The following is a 16,876-nucleotide window of genomic DNA, read 5'->3' on the forward strand; positions in this document are numbered from 1 at the left end:
AAACTCGCTTTTCTTCGAGTTTGCCTACAGTCTGAAAGGAGTACAATCAATAACTCCTTTTAGCAATATAGCCTTTTAATTTCACTCACAAACTTGGAAACACTGGCTAATTGTAAAGATGATTGCCGGTATAACATCCATGTTCTTCTTTTTATCTCTTCACCATTTTTTAAGATCAAATCATGGGAAAACAAGTCATCATCTTTTTGCAAAAAAACACGAGGAATAATGGCATACCCAAACCCTTTTTTGACCATTTCCTTGCATGTCTCATAACTATCCACTTGCATCATTACCAGAGGAGGGGATGTAAACCTTTCATTCCACCAATAATCAATACCTTTTTCAGAGGGAATTTGCGATATATTTCTATATTTCAGCAAAACATTCGGTTCTTTGCGATTAATCATCGGGAAGTCTGGAAGGGTATCAACAGATATCTCATCTTTTGAAATGATGCATATATTTTCTTCCTCAAGAAGAAACTTTTCATCGAACCACTCATAATCGCCTTTTACAATCGCAACATCAATCTCACCTTGCATAAGCAATTCCATCATTTCCGTACTGAAGCCCGTATCAACATTTAAATGGACCATAGGACAATTCACCATGTACTCTTCCAAAATGGAAGGCAGGTTATAAAGTCCGAAATGGCTGCTTATACCTAATTTCAAACTACCCTTCGTTTCGCTTCCCATACTCAATAAATACTCTTTGGTTTCACGTAAATCTATGAGCATTTTTTTTGCATAGCTTACCAAATATTCTCCAGCAGGTGTCATTTTGATATTTTTCCCATTTTTAGCTAGTATTTCAGTCTGGAATTCCTTTTCAATTTGTCTTACGCGGTACGTTAATGCGGGTTGGGTCATGTAAAGTCGCTCTGCAGCTTTTGTAAGATTCTGGTCTTTATATAAATATTGCAAAATTAAACAATCTTTTTCATCCATACGTTTTCGCCACCCCTAATAGTTTCGCAGCCTAATAATCGGTTTCAGTGATCCTCCATCATTCTATGTAAAGAATATGCTGCTCCCCTTCCTTCATATTAGCTCAGGAGTGTATCCAAGATTTTGCTTAAATCGGTTGTCATGATGAACTTCAATGGTTTGTAAGAAGCTTCGCATGGAGTTTGTCATATAGGCATCTTTACGGTGAATGAAGACAGTCGAGATATTGCCGTATTCTTCAGGAATTGCATGCACGTGCACTTTTTCAGTGACTGTAAGGTGATTTACCGCTGATTGTGGTACGAGGGTAATGCCAAGGCCGAGTGTCACGCTGGTTAAGATCGTTTCCAATACATTGAACTCCATGATCCTTTTGGGCATCACTTCTTCTTCTTTCAGCCATTGTTCCAGTTTAGAGCGATAGCCACAACCCTGACTGAATACTAAAAATGGTTCTGTTATAATTTCTTCAAGGTTAAATGTTTCATTTCTTGTAACTAAGACAAGTTGTTCTGTACACACATCGTATGGCTGAATGAGCGGATGTTTAATCGGTCCTGTAACAAAAGCGCCATCCAACCTATGTTCGATAACATCTTTAATTAAATCCTCGGTTATCCCCGCCTTTATGGATAAATCGACATTTGGATACTGTTTATAATAAGAGGCAAGAATCTTGGGAAGATCGCTGACCGTTTCAACTGTACCGATGTTCAATATCCCTGTAGGTGTTTCACTATCCAGGAATACTTGCTTGAGTTCTTCCACATCAAGCAAAATTTTGTTTACATACTCAAGCATTTTTCTAGCCTCTGCAGTTAAAGACATGCCACGTTTATGTCGATTGAATAAAGGCGTCCGTAACTCCTGCTCTAAATGCTTAATCCTAGCCGTTACATTGGATTGGACGTAATTCAATTCAACAGCCGCCTTACTTACGCTGCCATATTTAGCGACACACTGGAATATTTGCAAATCCCGCATTTCCATAAAAGTGCCCCCCTTTCTCAACTATCATTAATAATGATGATTATATTCATTTTAAGTCATTTTACATGATAATGACTTTATCATAAGGTGTGTATAGGAATTTAATCAATCATTATTTTTGAGGGGAAGCTTTTATGAAAAAAAATCAAGTTTTAATCGGTGCACTTTTATGTTTGACAGCCAGCATTTCTTGGGGAGCGATGTTTCCAGTTGCAGAAAGGGCCTTAATGTATATTGATCCTTTTTATTTCTCTTTTTTGCGATATTTAGCTGTTAGCGTAATTTTAGGGATATTACTTTTAATTAAAGAGGGGAAGAAGTCTTTTAGCCTGGAAGGGAAAGGGAAGAAATTATTGTTTTTTGGAACGATGGCGTTCACTGTATACAACTTTCTCATTTTCGCAGGTCAAGACTTACTGGGACATAACGGGGTAATTGTCGCTTCCATCATGGAATCATTAATGCCCATGATTTCAATTTTAATTCTGTGGGTTTTCAAAAATGCCAGGCCCATGAAATATACCATTGCCAGCATGTTCATTGCCTTGATAGGGGCCATTCTTGTCATTACCAATGGCAATATATCATTCGTATTTTTATTGAAAGATAGCCTCATCCCTATCCTTTTCATACTCATCGGGGTTATAGGATGGGTTATATATACGATGGGCGGCGAACAATTTAATGGATGGTCAACACTCCGCTATTCGACTTTAACGTGCATCTTAGGAACGGCAGTATCAGCACTCATAACATTCCTCGCAACTGCAATGGGCCTGTCTGTCCCTACAGCAGAGGTTATGCAATCCATTTATGGCGAAATGATTTTCATGATTATTTTCCCCGGTGCCATTGCCCTTTTAAGCTGGAATTTAGGCATTAAACTTTTAACGCCGATCAATGGGATCCTATTTATCAATTTAGTTCCAATAACCACGTTGGTCATCGTTTTTATCCAAGGAAAATCACTATCATCATTCGAATTACTGGGAACTTTTTTAGTGATATATGCATTGTTTCAAAACAATTATTATCAAAGAAAAAACTTGCCTTCCCAAGTTGAGAAATTGAATCCAAGGAAATTGAAAAAAATCATTTGATTAAAGGTACAAAACATCAATAGGAGGGCAACAATGGATTTATTAACGCTTATGCTAATCTTTGGATTAGCTGTACTGTGGGAATTGGCCACGATTAATAAGAATGTGAAAAAGATGAATGAGCAAAATGCAGAATTAATTAATCTATATCATAATAGAAGTAAAAGAATTAAGTAAAATAGACTTTTGGCGATACAACGCAAAAAAGCCTGTCATTTAGATAGGCTTTTTTTGTACGATTAACCAGAACGACGTCATCATCTATGAATCCTTTTTCTTATAAACGATTGCATATCCACAGTTCGCTTACCTTCGCTTTGTAGGCGGCCGCGAGCAAATAGAAAAGAGCATGCGTTGAAAAATGATTGATCAAAACATGCCCTTTTTATGGCTAATGCGTAAGCACTTCATAAGCCTTATCAATTAACAATTCACTATTTTTGATTTTTTATGATAGTTCTTTTTGACATTTTACCATTATAAATTTAAATGGAGTTTTGTTTTCCATATTCTTATGGGGCTCGACAATTTCCGAAGATTCTATCAATCCATATTTCCCAAATTCTTGTTTTATCGAATCGGAATCATAAAAAAACATTTTTACCCCTTCCATTATCTCGAAATAGTCTTTATCCAGTTGTTTGCCCTTTCCAAACATCGGCGCTTCTTTTGAAATAGTAGTAAAAATCATATAACCGTTTGGCTTTAACTGATTATAGCAATCTTTAATAAACTTTTCTCTCTCACGATTATTCAATAAGTGAATAAGTGCATAACAAAATATACCATCATAAAGTTTGTTATCAAAAGGCATATCGGTTACTGAACCATGAAAAATACTAATATTAAGCCCATTTTGCCTTGCCAAATCAATCGCTGTTTTTGAAATCTCAATACCTGTTATATTTATTCCATTATCAATAAAAACCTTTGCGTTTCTGCCATATCCAATACCAGGAATCAATATATCCTTAACTTTATTCTCAAGGAAAAAGTCCTTTGTCAAGATTGCGGAGTCTGAAGGTTCAAATCCCCACATCATTTGATTTTCTATAAAACTTGATTCCCAGAATTCTGTCATACCTCAATCTCCTTTACAAATATTAGCTCTCTTTCTTTGGCTGTTTTCGCATACTTTGTTGCTATTCACCAAATAATGCGGTGTGGTTGATTTCCCCTCCATTGCTCGCTTTCCGCGGGGCGGGCGGTGAGCATCCTCGGCGTGAACGCCTGTGGGGTCTCACCTGTCCCGCTGCTCCCGCAGGAGTCTCGCACTTCCGCTCCAATCAACCTTAAATAGTTTCGTTTTAAAAACAACAATCTTTACGAAAAGATCTTTTTCTTTTGAAAAATACTCTTATGCATTCAAGGATTTTATGCCTCCAAAAGAAATGCAGCTTCAACTAAATCCATGATGACTCCAGCCGCCGCTTTATTGCCCTCCGCCGCCGCAATCACCAGCTGAGAAGGCGTGCTGAGTGATGTATCTCCGCATGCAAATACTCCTTCAACTGTTGTTCGTCCAAATGAATCCACTTTAATCCCGCCGTTTGGAGTGATCTCGCAGCCGAGCTGTTCCGCAAAAGGAGCAGACTGCGCCAAGTCTGTGACCACAATCCCTGCCTCCCTTTTGATTTCCTGTCCGTTTTGCAGCCGGATCGATGTCAGCTTCCCTCCTTTCGATTTAAGACTTTCAATCTTTTCTTCCACGACTGTTACGTGCTGCCTAGCAAAGATATCCTTCTCCTCATCAAGCACCTGATAGCCATTTGTAAACACAATTACATCACCGCTCCAGTTTGACAGCAGTTTTCCCATATGAAAAGCCCGTTCATTTTCTGCAATCACCGCCAATGCTTGGCCCCGCATTTCCCAGCCATCACAAAACGGACAGCCAAAAACACTCGTTCCGTATACATTCTGTATGCCTGGAATCTCCGGCAAAACATCCCGAAGACCTGTTGCGAGAAGCACTTTTTTTGCCATGTAATCCGTTCCGCCTTTCGTTTGAATTCGGAACACACCACTGGCTTTTTCAATAATCTCCACCCGCTCCTCCTTAATGGAGACGGACGGATATTTTTGGACATCCGTTCTTGCCCGCTTCTTGAATTCTGACGGCTTTACCCCATCCTGTGTGATAAATCCGTGCGACTCCTGCGTCACCTGGTTACGGGGTTTATCCTCATCAAACAAAATTGTTTTCCGCCCAGCACGCCCCATGACCAATGCGGCATTCAGTCCTGCAGGTCCTCCACCAACAATTACACAATCCAACACATAAAACACTCCTTCTTTATAAAATCTATTAAAGACCCTTAATATCCTTAATTTGTGTAAAAAAATTTATTTTTCTTTTTTTGTTTCCTGACGCTGCTCCGCAATGCTTTGAATCGTTCGTCCAGCCAGTTCTTTCTTCATGTTGCCTTCCGCCTCGATCATCACGCGCTCAATTAAACACTCGCTTTCTTCATGGTCAAACGCACAGTTGAAAAGCACCGACTGACCCTCCACCGCTTCAATAACATCCAGAAAGGAAATGTCCTGCGCCCGGCGTGAAATACTGTAGCCGCCTTTTGCCCCTGGCACTGATTCAATTAATCCAGCCTTCACAAGCTTCGTCAAAATCTTCGACAAGTAAGTAGGGGACAAATCCTGCATGTACGCCAGCTGATCCACGCTTACCGTCTGACCTTTTGGTTCCATCGTTAAATGCACCATTGTATGTAGTGCATAATTGGTTGCCTTTGAATACTTCATTGATGCACCTCATAATTAAAACTATTACAGACTTTTAATATCCGTAATTGATTGTAACTCAAGCTACAAAAAAAACGCAAACTTTTTACCTCACCTAACGATGATCATACTGCCGAAATCTTTTCTTGTAATAATTTGACTGGTAACGATCCACACGAGAAAGTAACGACGACAACGCTCCCTCTAAACAAGAAGGGCCGTATCATTTCTGGAATTGTACTGGTCATTTTTGGAACCCACCGACTAAAAAAATAGTTTATTTTGGAAACAAGGATTAGCAAACTGTAATTTTCTTTCTAGGTATTTGGGTGTTTAACCTTAACGGAGTAATTGGCTTTGCTTTGATTGGATAGATTTTTATTAAATTCAAAGGATGATTGATTAATAATGAAAAAATCAAAAAAATATATTGTCCTATTTCTCCGGGTAGTATTATTTTTATATTTCTTTGATATGTATATGCCCAAAGGTATTTATTATTTTGTTGTAGGAATACCAGTACTTTTTCTAAGTTCAGTTTTTATTTTAAAGATGTTTGATCATTCAAAAGATGTAAGAAGCTAAATATCTAGGTGATACTAACAACCTTTTTCAGATGATGTATGTATCCCTTTCTTATTTTATCTTTCATCTCTAATTGATTTTGTTGTTTCTTCGTTTTTTGAATTTTTTTTAAAATTTAATAGCTATTAAACTTGATTACTTTTAAAATTCCCTCTTTACAATTTTTGATTGTTTAATACCTTTTATATCTGCGTCTAGAGCCTAATCCTTCTTTCTCCACACGAGAAATTAAGACAAAATTAAAGGGTATGAGCCCTGTTAAAACAGAACTCATACCCTGCCGATGTCTAACTTTTTTTGGTGGAACACGGTTATCACAACCGCTATATTACAATTTCATAAATCATCAGGATTTGGTTTTTCCCGTTTAAAATCCAACTCTTTTTATTCACCAAGCTTCTTCCGGATATCCGCTGCTACATTCTTTAGCGCCTTTTTCGATCCCCGTTCTAAGTCATGGTTCAATTTCCTTTCTTTATAGCTGACAAATAAAGTATTGAGATCATAGCCTTCAGGATATAAATCGACGGCTTTTATTTCCAGCTCGAGCCTACTGGCATGAACTTCCTTGAAGGTATCTTCGAAAAGAACGACGACATTATTGTATGAATCCTTTTTCTTATAAACGATTGCATATCCATTCAGTTCGCTTACCTTCACTTTGTCACCGACTTCATATTCATAAGATGCTTCCTTAGGAATGGCCGTTGGCTTCGCTTTTTTGATTTTACTTTCCTGGACACGCTCCAAGTCGTAGTCTTTATTGTCGATATAGAGCTTTGCCTTTTGCAGAACCTTTTCACGAACATTCATTTTTTTTGCTATCCAGAGGGCATTGCTTTCCCCGGATTGACCGATCATCAGCTTGTATTTTGGCTCAAGTGTTTCACTGTTGAATTGCATGGCCGCATTCATGAAATCACTGTGTATTTCCGAATAGCGCTTGATTTCACCATAATGGGTTGTCGCAATGGTTATGCAGCCCCTCTGATAAAATTCCTCAAGGATGGCGATCGCCAATGCGGCTCCTTCATTCGGTTCTGTTCCGCTCCCGATTTCATCGAACAGCAGTAAGGAGTTATTGGTTAATTCCCCCATGATTTCCGAGATGTTTTTCATATGCGATGAAAACGTGCTCAGTGCATTTTCGATGCTTTGATTATCACCGATATCGACGAATACTTGATCGAAGACGGCAAGCTCCGTCCCTTCTTTCCCGGCAACATGCAGCCCTGACATGACGGCCAATGTAAGGATGCCGATCGTTTTCAGGACGACTGTTTTACCCCCGGCATTAGGGCCTGTAATAATCAAGCTGCGATAGTCCTTACCGATTTCAAAATCCAAAGGTACGCTGTCCTGAGGTAAAAGGGGATGTTTACAGCCCTTTAATTGAATATAGCCATGATCATTGATTTTCGGTTCGATGGCATCCATGCTTTTACTGAACTTGGCTTTTGCGAAGATCATGTCATATTGACTGATTAACTCGATGTTTATCTTGATCGGTTTCAGCTGTTCGAAGACCGTTCCTGATAATGTGGCCAAAAGTTGATACTCTTCCATCGATTCCTCCGCTTTTAAACTGGCCAATTCTACATTCAATTTCGTCACCGAAGCAGGTTCGATGAACACGGTAGCCCCTTTTGCAGATACTTCCACGATCGTTCCGGCCACTTGATTTTTATAGGAGGCTTTGATCGGGATGGTGTAACGATCATCCTTTTTACTGATGAAAAATTCCTGAATGAACTCTTTATTGGCTCCGCTCTTCAAGAACTTATTCAGCCGTTCCTCTATTTTGCTTTCAGTTTTGATGATTTGGTTCCTGATCCGTTTCAGGTCCCTGCTTGCTTCGGAAACGACAGCATTTCCTTTTATGGTGAATTGGATTTCTTCTTCAATGCTCCTGAATTCAGTCATGGAGCGGGCATAGGAATTCAGTGTTGGTGCAAAGAACTCCTTATCGGTCATGAATTTCTTGATATTCCTGCAGCCTCTTAAGAAGTCTGCTATCGCCACTAACTCTGACGGCTCCAAGATCATTCCTTTTTCCAGTTTGTCGATATGGAGTCCAATATGTGAAATGCCTTTCAAGGGTATATGGCTTTCCGCATTCAGTAAGTTCCTTGCCTCCGTTGTCTCGTTCAAACGATTTTTTACGACTTTCAAAGTGCTGCTCGGCTTAAGCTGATCCAATAACGCTTTTCCTAAACCGCTTACGCAATGGTTTTTCACCATTTCCTTGAGTTGGATATATTGTAATTTTTCATAAGTCATTGTATTCATCTAATGCTCCTCCTTGAATGAGTGAGTGATTAAAATTCCCGAATCCAAAAAATGCCCGCAATGGTCCCCCTACCTTTACAAATGAACAAGCCATTTGAGTAGAAAGCTCCTGCGGGCACGGCCTTATCTATAGATAAGTACCTAAAATCGATAACAAATTGGGCAGCTCGAATAGACCTGCGTACACAAAAAAGCATGATAGGACAAATCCCACCATGCTTTTCGCCGTAACACCTGCATGTTACACGATTTATGGAAAAGGAAGCAGTCTTAAGGTAGGTATTCACAATGCAGAATTGCACTGTGAAAAAAGGCATACTTAATCCACTGACATATCAGTGATTAAATACCTTATTCAACTAAATTAGTTGATACCTACTCCCGACATAAAACACCACACCTTTTCTTAGATTGGATTTAACATACCATATCAGTAAGAAAGAGTCAATTATTTTTTTTGTGTTCTCCAAAGTTGTATAATTCATTAAAAGAGTCGATCAATGGATCACTCCATTCAAGAAAACAAAAATGCGCCAAGCCCATGATTTTAAATGATAAGTAACTCCCATTTCAGTGTCTGAATATTTACTTTAAAATGGGGGTATGTTATCCTTATATTAACATAAACTGAAAACAGCCCCATGCGCTAACATGAGGCTGACAACTAGCAAGAGTGGTTGGTCACAACTAACTTAATTAATCGTCAGAAGAAGAACCATTGCCATCTTGGGAGGATGAGTGGTTCTTTTTCCGTTTCTTGGCGAACACAGACAGGATAAGACTGGTTGCTACAGCAACAAATATCTCTTTACCCATATCAGTAATTAAGTTCAATAAGAAATGAATCATGCGGCCACCCCCTTCCCCATCAATCATTAGATGGAAAAGCAAAACTGTGACCTACCACTCTATCCTCAGTTGTCCCTCTATTTTATCACATTTTTCCCAATATGGTAATTATATGAAAATGAAATACGATAAGAGAGTGTGCTTCTTACAAGTGCTGCTTACATTTGACGCCTGTTTAGCCATTAAAAATAGGGGATTATCCATTGGATAATCCCCTTTGCGGTTTAAGCTTCACTCATTATGAGAGGGACTGTTTTCCCTTCATTCACGTTGATCAATCCATGGTCGGTTATTTTCAGGGCCGGGCTGACAGGAAGTGATAAGGTGCTTAATGACATGATGACATTATAATGTTCGTAGCCTAACGATTTAAGTGCATCTGTCAGGTGCTGAACCTGCCTTGATACGATGTCCATTGGCTCTTCGGAAAGGATTCCCCCTACCGGAAGAGGAATCATGGATAGGACCTTGCCGTCTTCAACACAGCAGACTCCGCCTTGCTTCCTTATGACTTCGTTAGCGGCAATCATCATATCCTGCTTATTATGGCCAATCACCAAAAGATTATGGTTATCATGCGAATAGGTTGTGGCTACCGCTCCACGCTTCAAGACATCGCCGGTGATCAACCCGTGGGCCCGATTACCGTTTTTCCCATATCGTTCGAATGTGGCGATTAAGCCATAAGGGCTTTCTTCCCAGCATAATTGACCATTCTTCCCATCTAGGCGATCATGGGTTTCAGATGTGAAAGTAGAACCATTCTGCACGTTTATGATCCGGCACTTGCTGCGTTCAAGCATATCCGGGATTGTGATGGTAAAATCGTTTTCCGTAAGTTCGGCAAGCTTCACACTTTGATAGAAATGCCCAGGAAATTGTCTTTCTTTCACTTCTTGCACATATGGCCGTGAAGATTCATAAACAAGCTCACCTTTTTTGTATACTTGTTCGATTTCAAATGTTTCCAAGTCCGATAGCAGCAGGAAATCTGCCGTTTTTCCAGGTGCAATGGCGCCCCGATCATACATCCTCATCCGTTGTGCAGGTGTATAGGTGCATGCATAAATGGCTTTTTCCGGAGTCATCCCCATTTGAATGGCTTTCTTTAAAAGGACATTCAGATGTCCTCTGTTTTGGAAAGAGTCCGTCATGACATCATCGGTGATAAAGCAGAAATGCTCATCCACCTGATTTTCCTTCAAGTAATCTATCACTTCTTCAGTCATTGATTTTTCTTGAATTTCAATGAACATTCCGGCAGCGATCCTCGCATCCATCCCTTCCACGGTCTGGTGTGTATGATCTGAATTCACTCCGGCATAAACAATCTTCTGCAAGTCCAAGTCGAGCAGCTTTGGAACGTGCCCCTCTATGATCAGATCTGGATACCGGGAACGGATATGGGACAAAATCTTATTCGTTTTGCAATCGGGGTCGGTTATGACCTCATAGTAATTCATGATCTCGCCGAGACATTTAATGTCCTCCGTTTGCATCAATTCATCTATATCATCTATTTCGATAGAACCGCCTGTTGTTTCCATCGATGTGGCAGGAACGGAACTCGGGATGGCATAAAACATATCCGCTACGCAATCTTTACTCGCTTTGATCATTTCCTTCACACCGGAAATTCCGAAAACATTGGCCATTTCATGCGGTTCCGGCACGATCGTCGTCACGCCATTCTTGATTAACCCGTAGGAAAAAGTCGCAGGCGTCACCATCGTACTTTCAATGTGGAGATGGATATCGATCAGGCCTGGAACCATATACTTCCCTTGCCCATCGACGATTCGATCCACATCGAAGGCATCCAATTCCCGGTCTCCAATATAATAGAACTTTCCATCCTTGATGGCTGCATTCCCTTTAATAAATCTTTTAAAATAGCTGTTAAACACGTTGATATCTCTTACAAGCATATCCATTCGCATAACTTACCCTCCTAAGCTAGTCAACAAGCACCATCTGGTTTTTCGGAATTTCAAGGATGATTTCCTGACCCGTCCGATAGGATTCCGCCATTTCCTTGTTCACGGTGAAATCCCCTATTGGAGTTTCAACGACATATTGATAGCTTCTTCCCAGATAGGTACTTACCTTAACCCGGCCAGATAAACTATTTTCCTGAACAGCTCCAGTGTTATCTTTTTCCCTGATCAACAGATCGTCCGGCCTGATGGCGCCTATTTTTCCCGTTGTATTGGTCATTTGTGCATCCTTGTGCAGCACAAATGAGTATCCGGATTTGTTCAGTTCAATTTTACCTTGATGATCTGTCCGCTTATCGAAGTCAATGAAGTTCTTGAAGCCGATGAAGTCTGCGACAAATTTGGTTTCAGGATATTTGTAAATGGTCGCAGGATCACTAAGCTGCTCGATGATCCCTTTATTCATGATCGCCACCTGGTCGGATATCGAAAAGCATTCTTCCTGGTCATGGGAAACATATACCGTTGTAATCCCCAGCTCTTGTTGGATACGGCGAATCTCGACCCTCATATTCACCCTTAAGTTGGCATCAAGATTGCTCAATGGCTCGTCAAATAATAAGATGTCCGGTTCAATCACCAGCGCCCTGGCAATCGCAACCCGCTGCTTTTGCCCTCCGGAAAGCTCTTGGGGATATCTCTTTTCAAACCCTTTTAAATTAACGATTTCGAGTACATTCATTACTTTTTTTTCAATTTCACTTTTAGAATTCTTTCTCAGACGAAGACCGAATGCAATATTATCGAATATCGACAAATGCGGAAATAATGCATAGTTTTGGAACACAAAGCCAAAATTCCGCTTGTTGACGGGCACTTTCGTATAGTCCTTTTCCTTGAATAAAAACTTCCCTTCGTTCGCCTGTAAAAACCCGGCAATTAAACGCAGGGTCGTCGTTTTCCCACAGCCGCTCGGGCCAAGAAGGGATACCAGTTTCCCTTTTTCAATCTCAAGATTGAAATCTTTTAATATATTCTGTTTGTTATATGCTACAGATATATCTTGTAAAGTGAATAAAGCCATCCATCATTACCTCCTTATCGTTTTGTGAAATAAGACAATCCCATGAGCCGTTCTACTATAAACATGAAGAAAGCCGTTATGAACATGAGTAATACGGAAATGGCCGAAATGGTAGGATCGAAATAATTCTCCACATACGTCAGCATCTGAATCGGAAACGTACTTACCCCAGGGCCTGTCATATAAACTGAAATGTCTACATTATTGAAGGATTCCAAGAAGGCGATCATGACTGCCGCAAGAATTCCTGATTTTATATTCGGAAGGACGACTGTAAAGAATGTGCCCAATTTACTGGCTCCGAGACTCTCCGCCGCTTCTTCAATGGAAAAGTCAAAGTTTGATAAGCTTGAAGAAATGACGCGGATGATGAACGGCAGCATGATAACAGTATGTCCCACAAACAGGGCCGCATAAATCGGAAGCTGATAAGTCCCCACAATATAACGTAAAAACGCAAAGCCAAGCACAATTCCCGGTATTAATATGGGAGAAACGAAAAATGCATTAATCACGCTTTTCCCTTTGAAATCGAATCGGCTTAATGCATAGGCAGCCGGCACTCCCAGTAACAGTGCCAAAAGGTTTCCTGCCAGTGAAACAAGGATGGACGTTTTAAAAGCGACCAAAAACATTTCCACATTAAAAATATTTTCATACCATCTTAAAGAAAACTCTTCTGGCGGGAACTTCAAAATATTTCCGCCTTCAAATGACGTAACGGATATGATAAGCAAAGGCCCTAGTAAAAAAAGGAACACCAGGAGAGTAAACAGGGCCAATCCTCGATTTTTTTCCTGCATACACCTCTACCCCTTTGGATTTAATTTTTTTGCCAAACCATTCATGATCGATATGATAAGGACGGTCACCGCAATCATTATGGTAGCGACAATCGATGCCACTTGCCATTCGTTCAATGTAATCGCGTTTTGATAAAGAAATGTCGAAATGACCCGCTGTTTCCCACCTAATAAAGCAGGCGTTGTATAGGCAGTGAAGCTCCCTACAAAAACAAGGATGCTGCCAATGACCAAACCTGGAACCGAAAGCGGGATGACCACTTTCGAGAATACTGCCAACCTTGATGCTCCAAGGCTCTCCGCCGCTTTTAATAAGTCAGTCTCGATGTTCTCCATCACACCCACCAGCGTTACGATGATCAATGGCAGGAATAAATGGACCAATCCGATGATGATGGCCGTAGGCGTGTATAAAATATCAAGCGGCTTTTCAATCAATCCCATGCCCATGAGCAATTTATTCACCACACCGTTTTTACCGATAATCACCATCCAGCTGAATGAGCGGACCACAGGACTTGTCAATAGCGGGAAGATCGTCAGCAAAAGCATGATGGCTTTTTTTCGTTGTTTCAGTTTTGAAATATAATAAGCTGCTGGAAATCCTAATAGAATGCAAATGATTGTCGTGAACAGACTCACCCTAAGTGTCGTCAGCAGAATTTCAATAAAGTATCGATCTTGGAAAAAATCGAGATATCCTTGTATGGAAAAGCCGCCGTTTTCATTAAAAAATGTCGTGCCAATCGTCATTAGGATCGGAATGATCATGAAAATCGTTAAAAATAGAACGCCTGGAAACAGCAACAGGTATAGATAGCGTTTTTTCACCTCGGAACCCCCTGTTCGTATTATTTATGAATTGATTATGCGAATAAACAGGTCGAAAAACGCTTCCGCATCGACATCCAGACAAACATGCGCATTTGGCGGCTTCATCAGCCTATTTTGAAAGTCGCAAACCATCTGTCCGTCACAAAGCTCACTCTTTGTTTCAACATCCACATAATATTCTTCTCTGGTGACAAGATCTTCTTGCAAAGCAATGGCAACAGCCAATGGATCATGCATCGCACAGGCCCATATACCGTTACGTTCAAAATACCTTTTCCGATAATCTGATGTACTTTCCCTTATATAGTCAGCAAGTGCATCGTTTTGAATCAATTGGATATGCTCTTCACCCAATAAAACCTTTCTCGTGACATCAAGACCAACTTGCGTGATGGATGTGAATCCCGCCTGTAAAACGATTTTGGCTGCTTCAGGATCGACATACGTGTTATATTCGGAGGTTGGCGTGACATTGCCAACCCCTTGAACAACTCCGCCCATGAAAATGACTTCTTTAACGAGCTTGGTGATTTGCGGACATTTTTTCACCGCTAAGGCCAAATTCGTAAGAGGTCCCGTCATGACAAGCGTCACTTCACCAGGAAAATTCAAAATGGAATTGATGATGAAATCAGAAGCAAATCCATCATCAGGCTGCTTTTTGACTGGCACATCCTTCAAGGCTCCGCCAATCCCGTCTTCGCCATGGATCCGGTGTTCAAAATAGGGGCTCCTGATAATTGGGCTATCGGCCCCCTTTATGACTGAAATGTCCTGTTCACTCAATAAATCCAATATTTTGCATGTATTCAATGTGGCCGTATCAAGCGATACATTCCCGTTCACCGTTGTTACCGCCAATATGTCGAATTGACGGCTTTTAACAGCAAGAATGATCCCGATCGCATCATCTATTCCCGTATCCACATCAAGAATCATTTTTCTCTTCATCAAGCACACCTCGTTTCTTTCTTAGTGTGTAAGTTCACGGTTCCAACGATCAATCCATTGTTTAGAGTCTTCATTTACAAACTTCATGTCCAATACACGCAGACTGTTAATGACGTCATCTCCATAGGTTAAGCCTTTCGCTTCCGTTTCAGAGAGCTTGACTTCCGTATTGACAGGAGAATCCACTTTCGCTTTCGCTGATTTTTCCTGAACTTCCTTGCTTAAGATGTAATTCATGAATTCGCCGGCTAATTCTTTTTGATCGCTGGCTTTAACAATATTCACCGTATTCATCACTGCGTAGCCGCCTTCTTCAGGGGAAATGAACTTAGCATTAGGAACGGCTTCCTGTAAATCACCAAAATACATTTCCATGATCGGGCCTGCAGCGATTTCCCCTTGCGAGAACATGTTGACGAACTCTGATGTTTGTCCATATTCCTTAACCGCATTCGGCATGATCTTTTTCATTTGATCGAAGGCTTTATCTTCATTGAACTCTTCACTTCCGCTAACTTTTGAAGCGGCATCCAAAAACATCGGTCCAGTTGTTGAAGTGATGGATGGGATTGTGATCTTCCCTGCCAAATCCTTGCTCCAAAGATCTTTCCAAGAGGTGATCGGTTTACTCACTTCATCAGGATTATAGGCAATGCCAAATTGTGCAATCGTATAGGCTGGTCCAAAGTCATCGCCATTCGGCGCTTTTGCTTTGTCGTATATATTATCAATATTCGGAATTTTGCTATCGTCAATTTTCTCAAATAACCCTTCATCGATGCCCTGCTGTGCATAGTAATCAGATAAATAAATAACATCCACATCGCTATTCGCTTGGCGTACTTTGTTCAATCGATCTGCATTATTTCCTGAATCAACGACAATCTCGACATTGTGCTCCTTTTCAAATGGCTCATAGACTTCCGGACGGAAGAAATCATCGGCGAATCCCCAAGTGGAAACGACTAATTTGGCTGGTTTTTCCTTTCCATCCTCTTTTGAAGAGCATGCAGCTAAAACTAATGTGAAAAGCGATAACATCATCAATATTTTTTTCATCATTCAAACCTCCAATTTTATATTGTTTAAAATTTCCTTTTTACTGATATAAATGTAAAAAAAGACAATCTTAAATAGAATTGAAATTCTACCCAAGATTGTCTTTTCTTTGTAAACAAAGATAAAACTTATCATTTGGCTCTCTAGTGGCGTTCCCTTCAGATAAATCCGAAGGGAAATCCATTTATATGATTATATAATTTTTTCCTTCAATACAATATTGGTGAATGCCAGCTGCGTCGCTGAGTCATAATCCCTCAGGACAGCTTCAATATCCCAATTTGTTTGCGTTTCCAGCTTTTGTTTCAGTTTCTTTTTATAAAGCAGGGACATATGGAAGTCAACCTCCTGCTTCAGGCTGGGAACTTCCCCTTCTAAAGCTTCAGAGCGCGGGGCACGTCGATGTTTGGCCTGGAATGTAATCACATTCTGCTCAACAGTAACCTTCAGCAGCGTCGTACCAAAGCCGAACAATTCCTTCGATACCTCATTATACATATGAGAAAGCAATTTCTTCGTTTCGTTAGAGTTTATCGGTAAGATGACTATCACCTGCCAAACTATCGTTTGAGGTAATTATATATACTTTTTTTTAATTGCACAAGATAATATTCGGATTTCACACAAAAAAAATGTTTTTTTTAATTAAATAGTACATTTACTGACCAATACACGAATTATAAAAATAAGTATATGGGGATTT

16 protein-coding genes are annotated in these 16,876 nt (G+C 40.2%); 2 read left to right on the forward strand and 14 right to left on the reverse strand.

The features are described from left to right. Window positions 1–59: 59 nt before the first annotated feature. Together MKY17_RS23110 and MKY17_RS23115 are read right to left on the reverse strand one after the other, a co-directional pair. A complete protein-coding gene (locus MKY17_RS23110) occupies window positions 60–953 on the reverse strand; it encodes a LysR family transcriptional regulator (RefSeq protein WP_339200830.1) in 894 nt (297 codons plus the stop codon). Window positions 954–1,046: 93 nt separating this feature from the next. After that, window positions 1,047–1,943, reverse strand: coding sequence for a LysR family transcriptional regulator (locus tag MKY17_RS23115; protein WP_339200831.1), 897 nt, complete (start codon window positions 1,941–1,943; stop codon window positions 1,047–1,049). 134 nt (window positions 1,944–2,077) lie between these two features. Here MKY17_RS23115 and MKY17_RS23120 point away from each other — a divergent pair, with 134 nt between their 5' ends. Continuing rightward, complete coding sequence (locus tag MKY17_RS23120) at window positions 2,078–3,043, forward strand: DMT family transporter (RefSeq protein ID WP_339200832.1); 966 nt, start codon at window positions 2,078–2,080, stop codon at window positions 3,041–3,043. A gap of 33 nt (window positions 3,044–3,076) precedes the next feature. Further along, window positions 3,077–3,220 (forward strand): hypothetical protein, encoded by a 144-nt coding sequence (locus MKY17_RS23125; RefSeq protein WP_169803985.1) that lies wholly within the window; start codon window positions 3,077–3,079, stop codon window positions 3,218–3,220. A 271-nt stretch (window positions 3,221–3,491) separates the two neighbouring features. On the opposite strand, the gene MKY17_RS23130 is transcribed toward MKY17_RS23125, so the two are convergent. The 12 genes from MKY17_RS23130 to MKY17_RS23185 form a co-directional block, all read right to left on the reverse strand. Continuing rightward, window positions 3,492–4,124, reverse strand: a complete 633-nt coding sequence (locus MKY17_RS23130; protein WP_098373438.1) for a class I SAM-dependent methyltransferase — start codon at window positions 4,122–4,124, stop codon at window positions 3,492–3,494. A gap of 293 nt (window positions 4,125–4,417) precedes the next feature. Then, window positions 4,418–5,323, reverse strand: coding sequence for an NAD(P)/FAD-dependent oxidoreductase (locus tag MKY17_RS23135; RefSeq protein WP_339200834.1), 906 nt, complete (start codon window positions 5,321–5,323; stop codon window positions 4,418–4,420). A 66-nt stretch (window positions 5,324–5,389) separates the two neighbouring features. Continuing rightward, window positions 5,390–5,803 (reverse strand): Rrf2 family transcriptional regulator, encoded by a 414-nt coding sequence (locus tag MKY17_RS23140; RefSeq protein ID WP_339200836.1) that lies wholly within the window; start codon window positions 5,801–5,803, stop codon window positions 5,390–5,392. Window positions 5,804–6,751: 948 nt separating this feature from the next. After that, the gene (locus MKY17_RS23145) at window positions 6,752–8,656 is read right to left on the reverse strand and encodes an endonuclease MutS2 (protein ID WP_339200837.1); all 1,905 of its coding nucleotides are present in this window, start codon (window positions 8,654–8,656) and stop codon (window positions 6,752–6,754) included. Between the two features lie 696 nt (window positions 8,657–9,352). Further along, window positions 9,353–9,505, reverse strand: a complete 153-nt coding sequence (locus MKY17_RS23150) for a hypothetical protein (protein WP_155726505.1) — start codon at window positions 9,503–9,505, stop codon at window positions 9,353–9,355. A 224-nt stretch (window positions 9,506–9,729) separates the two neighbouring features. Continuing rightward, the gene (locus MKY17_RS23155) at window positions 9,730–11,445 is read right to left on the reverse strand and encodes an adenine deaminase C-terminal domain-containing protein (protein WP_339200839.1); all 1,716 of its coding nucleotides are present in this window, start codon (window positions 11,443–11,445) and stop codon (window positions 9,730–9,732) included. A gap of 16 nt (window positions 11,446–11,461) precedes the next feature. Next, window positions 11,462–12,526, reverse strand: a complete 1,065-nt coding sequence (locus tag MKY17_RS23160) for an ABC transporter ATP-binding protein (protein ID WP_098373432.1) — start codon at window positions 12,524–12,526, stop codon at window positions 11,462–11,464. 14 nt (window positions 12,527–12,540) lie between these two features. Continuing rightward, on the reverse strand, window positions 12,541–13,329 hold the full coding sequence (locus tag MKY17_RS23165) for an ABC transporter permease (protein WP_076372201.1): 789 nt from the start codon (window positions 13,327–13,329) through the stop codon (window positions 12,541–12,543). Between the two features lie 6 nt (window positions 13,330–13,335). Further along, complete coding sequence (locus MKY17_RS23170; protein WP_076372199.1) at window positions 13,336–14,160, reverse strand: ABC transporter permease; 825 nt, start codon at window positions 14,158–14,160, stop codon at window positions 13,336–13,338. Window positions 14,161–14,184: 24 nt separating this feature from the next. Continuing rightward, a complete protein-coding gene (locus MKY17_RS23175; protein WP_098373431.1) occupies window positions 14,185–15,114 on the reverse strand; it encodes a nucleoside hydrolase in 930 nt (309 codons plus the stop codon). 21 nt (window positions 15,115–15,135) lie between these two features. Then, complete coding sequence (locus MKY17_RS23180) at window positions 15,136–16,173, reverse strand: ABC transporter substrate-binding protein (RefSeq protein ID WP_098373430.1); 1,038 nt, start codon at window positions 16,171–16,173, stop codon at window positions 15,136–15,138. A 192-nt stretch (window positions 16,174–16,365) separates the two neighbouring features. Beyond that, complete coding sequence (locus MKY17_RS23185; protein ID WP_094246708.1) at window positions 16,366–16,716, reverse strand: DUF2294 domain-containing protein; 351 nt, start codon at window positions 16,714–16,716, stop codon at window positions 16,366–16,368. Between the last annotated feature and the right edge of the window lie 160 nt (window positions 16,717–16,876).

The sequence above is a fragment of the Peribacillus sp. FSL P2-0133 genome, assembly GCF_037975445.1.
In the GTDB taxonomy this organism is placed as follows: Bacteria; Bacillota; Bacilli; order Bacillales; family DSM-1321; genus Peribacillus; species Peribacillus simplex_E.

What these genes read in the sequence shown, in the direction of transcription:
- MKY17_RS23110 (WP_339200830.1), bottom strand. Translation starts at nt 953, where the DNA reads ATGGATGAAAAAGATTGTTTAATTTTGCAATATTTATATAAAGACCAG.
- MKY17_RS23115 (WP_339200831.1), bottom strand. Translation starts at nt 1,943, where the DNA reads ATGGAAATGCGGGATTTGCAAATATTCCAGTGTGTCGCTAAATATGGC.
- MKY17_RS23120 (WP_339200832.1), top strand. Translation starts at nt 2,078, where the DNA reads ATGAAAAAAAATCAAGTTTTAATCGGTGCACTTTTATGTTTGACAGCC.
- MKY17_RS23125 (WP_169803985.1), top strand. Translation starts at nt 3,077, where the DNA reads ATGGATTTATTAACGCTTATGCTAATCTTTGGATTAGCTGTACTGTGG.
- MKY17_RS23130 (WP_098373438.1), bottom strand. Translation starts at nt 4,124, where the DNA reads ATGACAGAATTCTGGGAATCAAGTTTTATAGAAAATCAAATGATGTGG.
- MKY17_RS23140 (WP_339200836.1), bottom strand. Translation starts at nt 5,803, where the DNA reads ATGAAGTATTCAAAGGCAACCAATTATGCACTACATACAATGGTGCAT.
- MKY17_RS23145 (WP_339200837.1), bottom strand. Translation starts at nt 8,656, where the DNA reads ATGAATACAATGACTTATGAAAAATTACAATATATCCAACTCAAGGAA.
- MKY17_RS23150 (WP_155726505.1), bottom strand. Translation starts at nt 9,505, where the DNA reads ATGATTCATTTCTTATTGAACTTAATTACTGATATGGGTAAAGAGATA.
- MKY17_RS23155 (WP_339200839.1), bottom strand. Translation starts at nt 11,445, where the DNA reads ATGCGAATGGATATGCTTGTAAGAGATATCAACGTGTTTAACAGCTAT.
- MKY17_RS23160 (WP_098373432.1), bottom strand. Translation starts at nt 12,526, where the DNA reads ATGGCTTTATTCACTTTACAAGATATATCTGTAGCATATAACAAACAG.
- MKY17_RS23165 (WP_076372201.1), bottom strand. Translation starts at nt 13,329, where the DNA reads ATGCAGGAAAAAAATCGAGGATTGGCCCTGTTTACTCTCCTGGTGTTC.
- MKY17_RS23175 (WP_098373431.1), bottom strand. Translation starts at nt 15,114, where the DNA reads ATGAAGAGAAAAATGATTCTTGATGTGGATACGGGAATAGATGATGCG.
- MKY17_RS23180 (WP_098373430.1), bottom strand. Translation starts at nt 16,173, where the DNA reads ATGAAAAAAATATTGATGATGTTATCGCTTTTCACATTAGTTTTAGCT.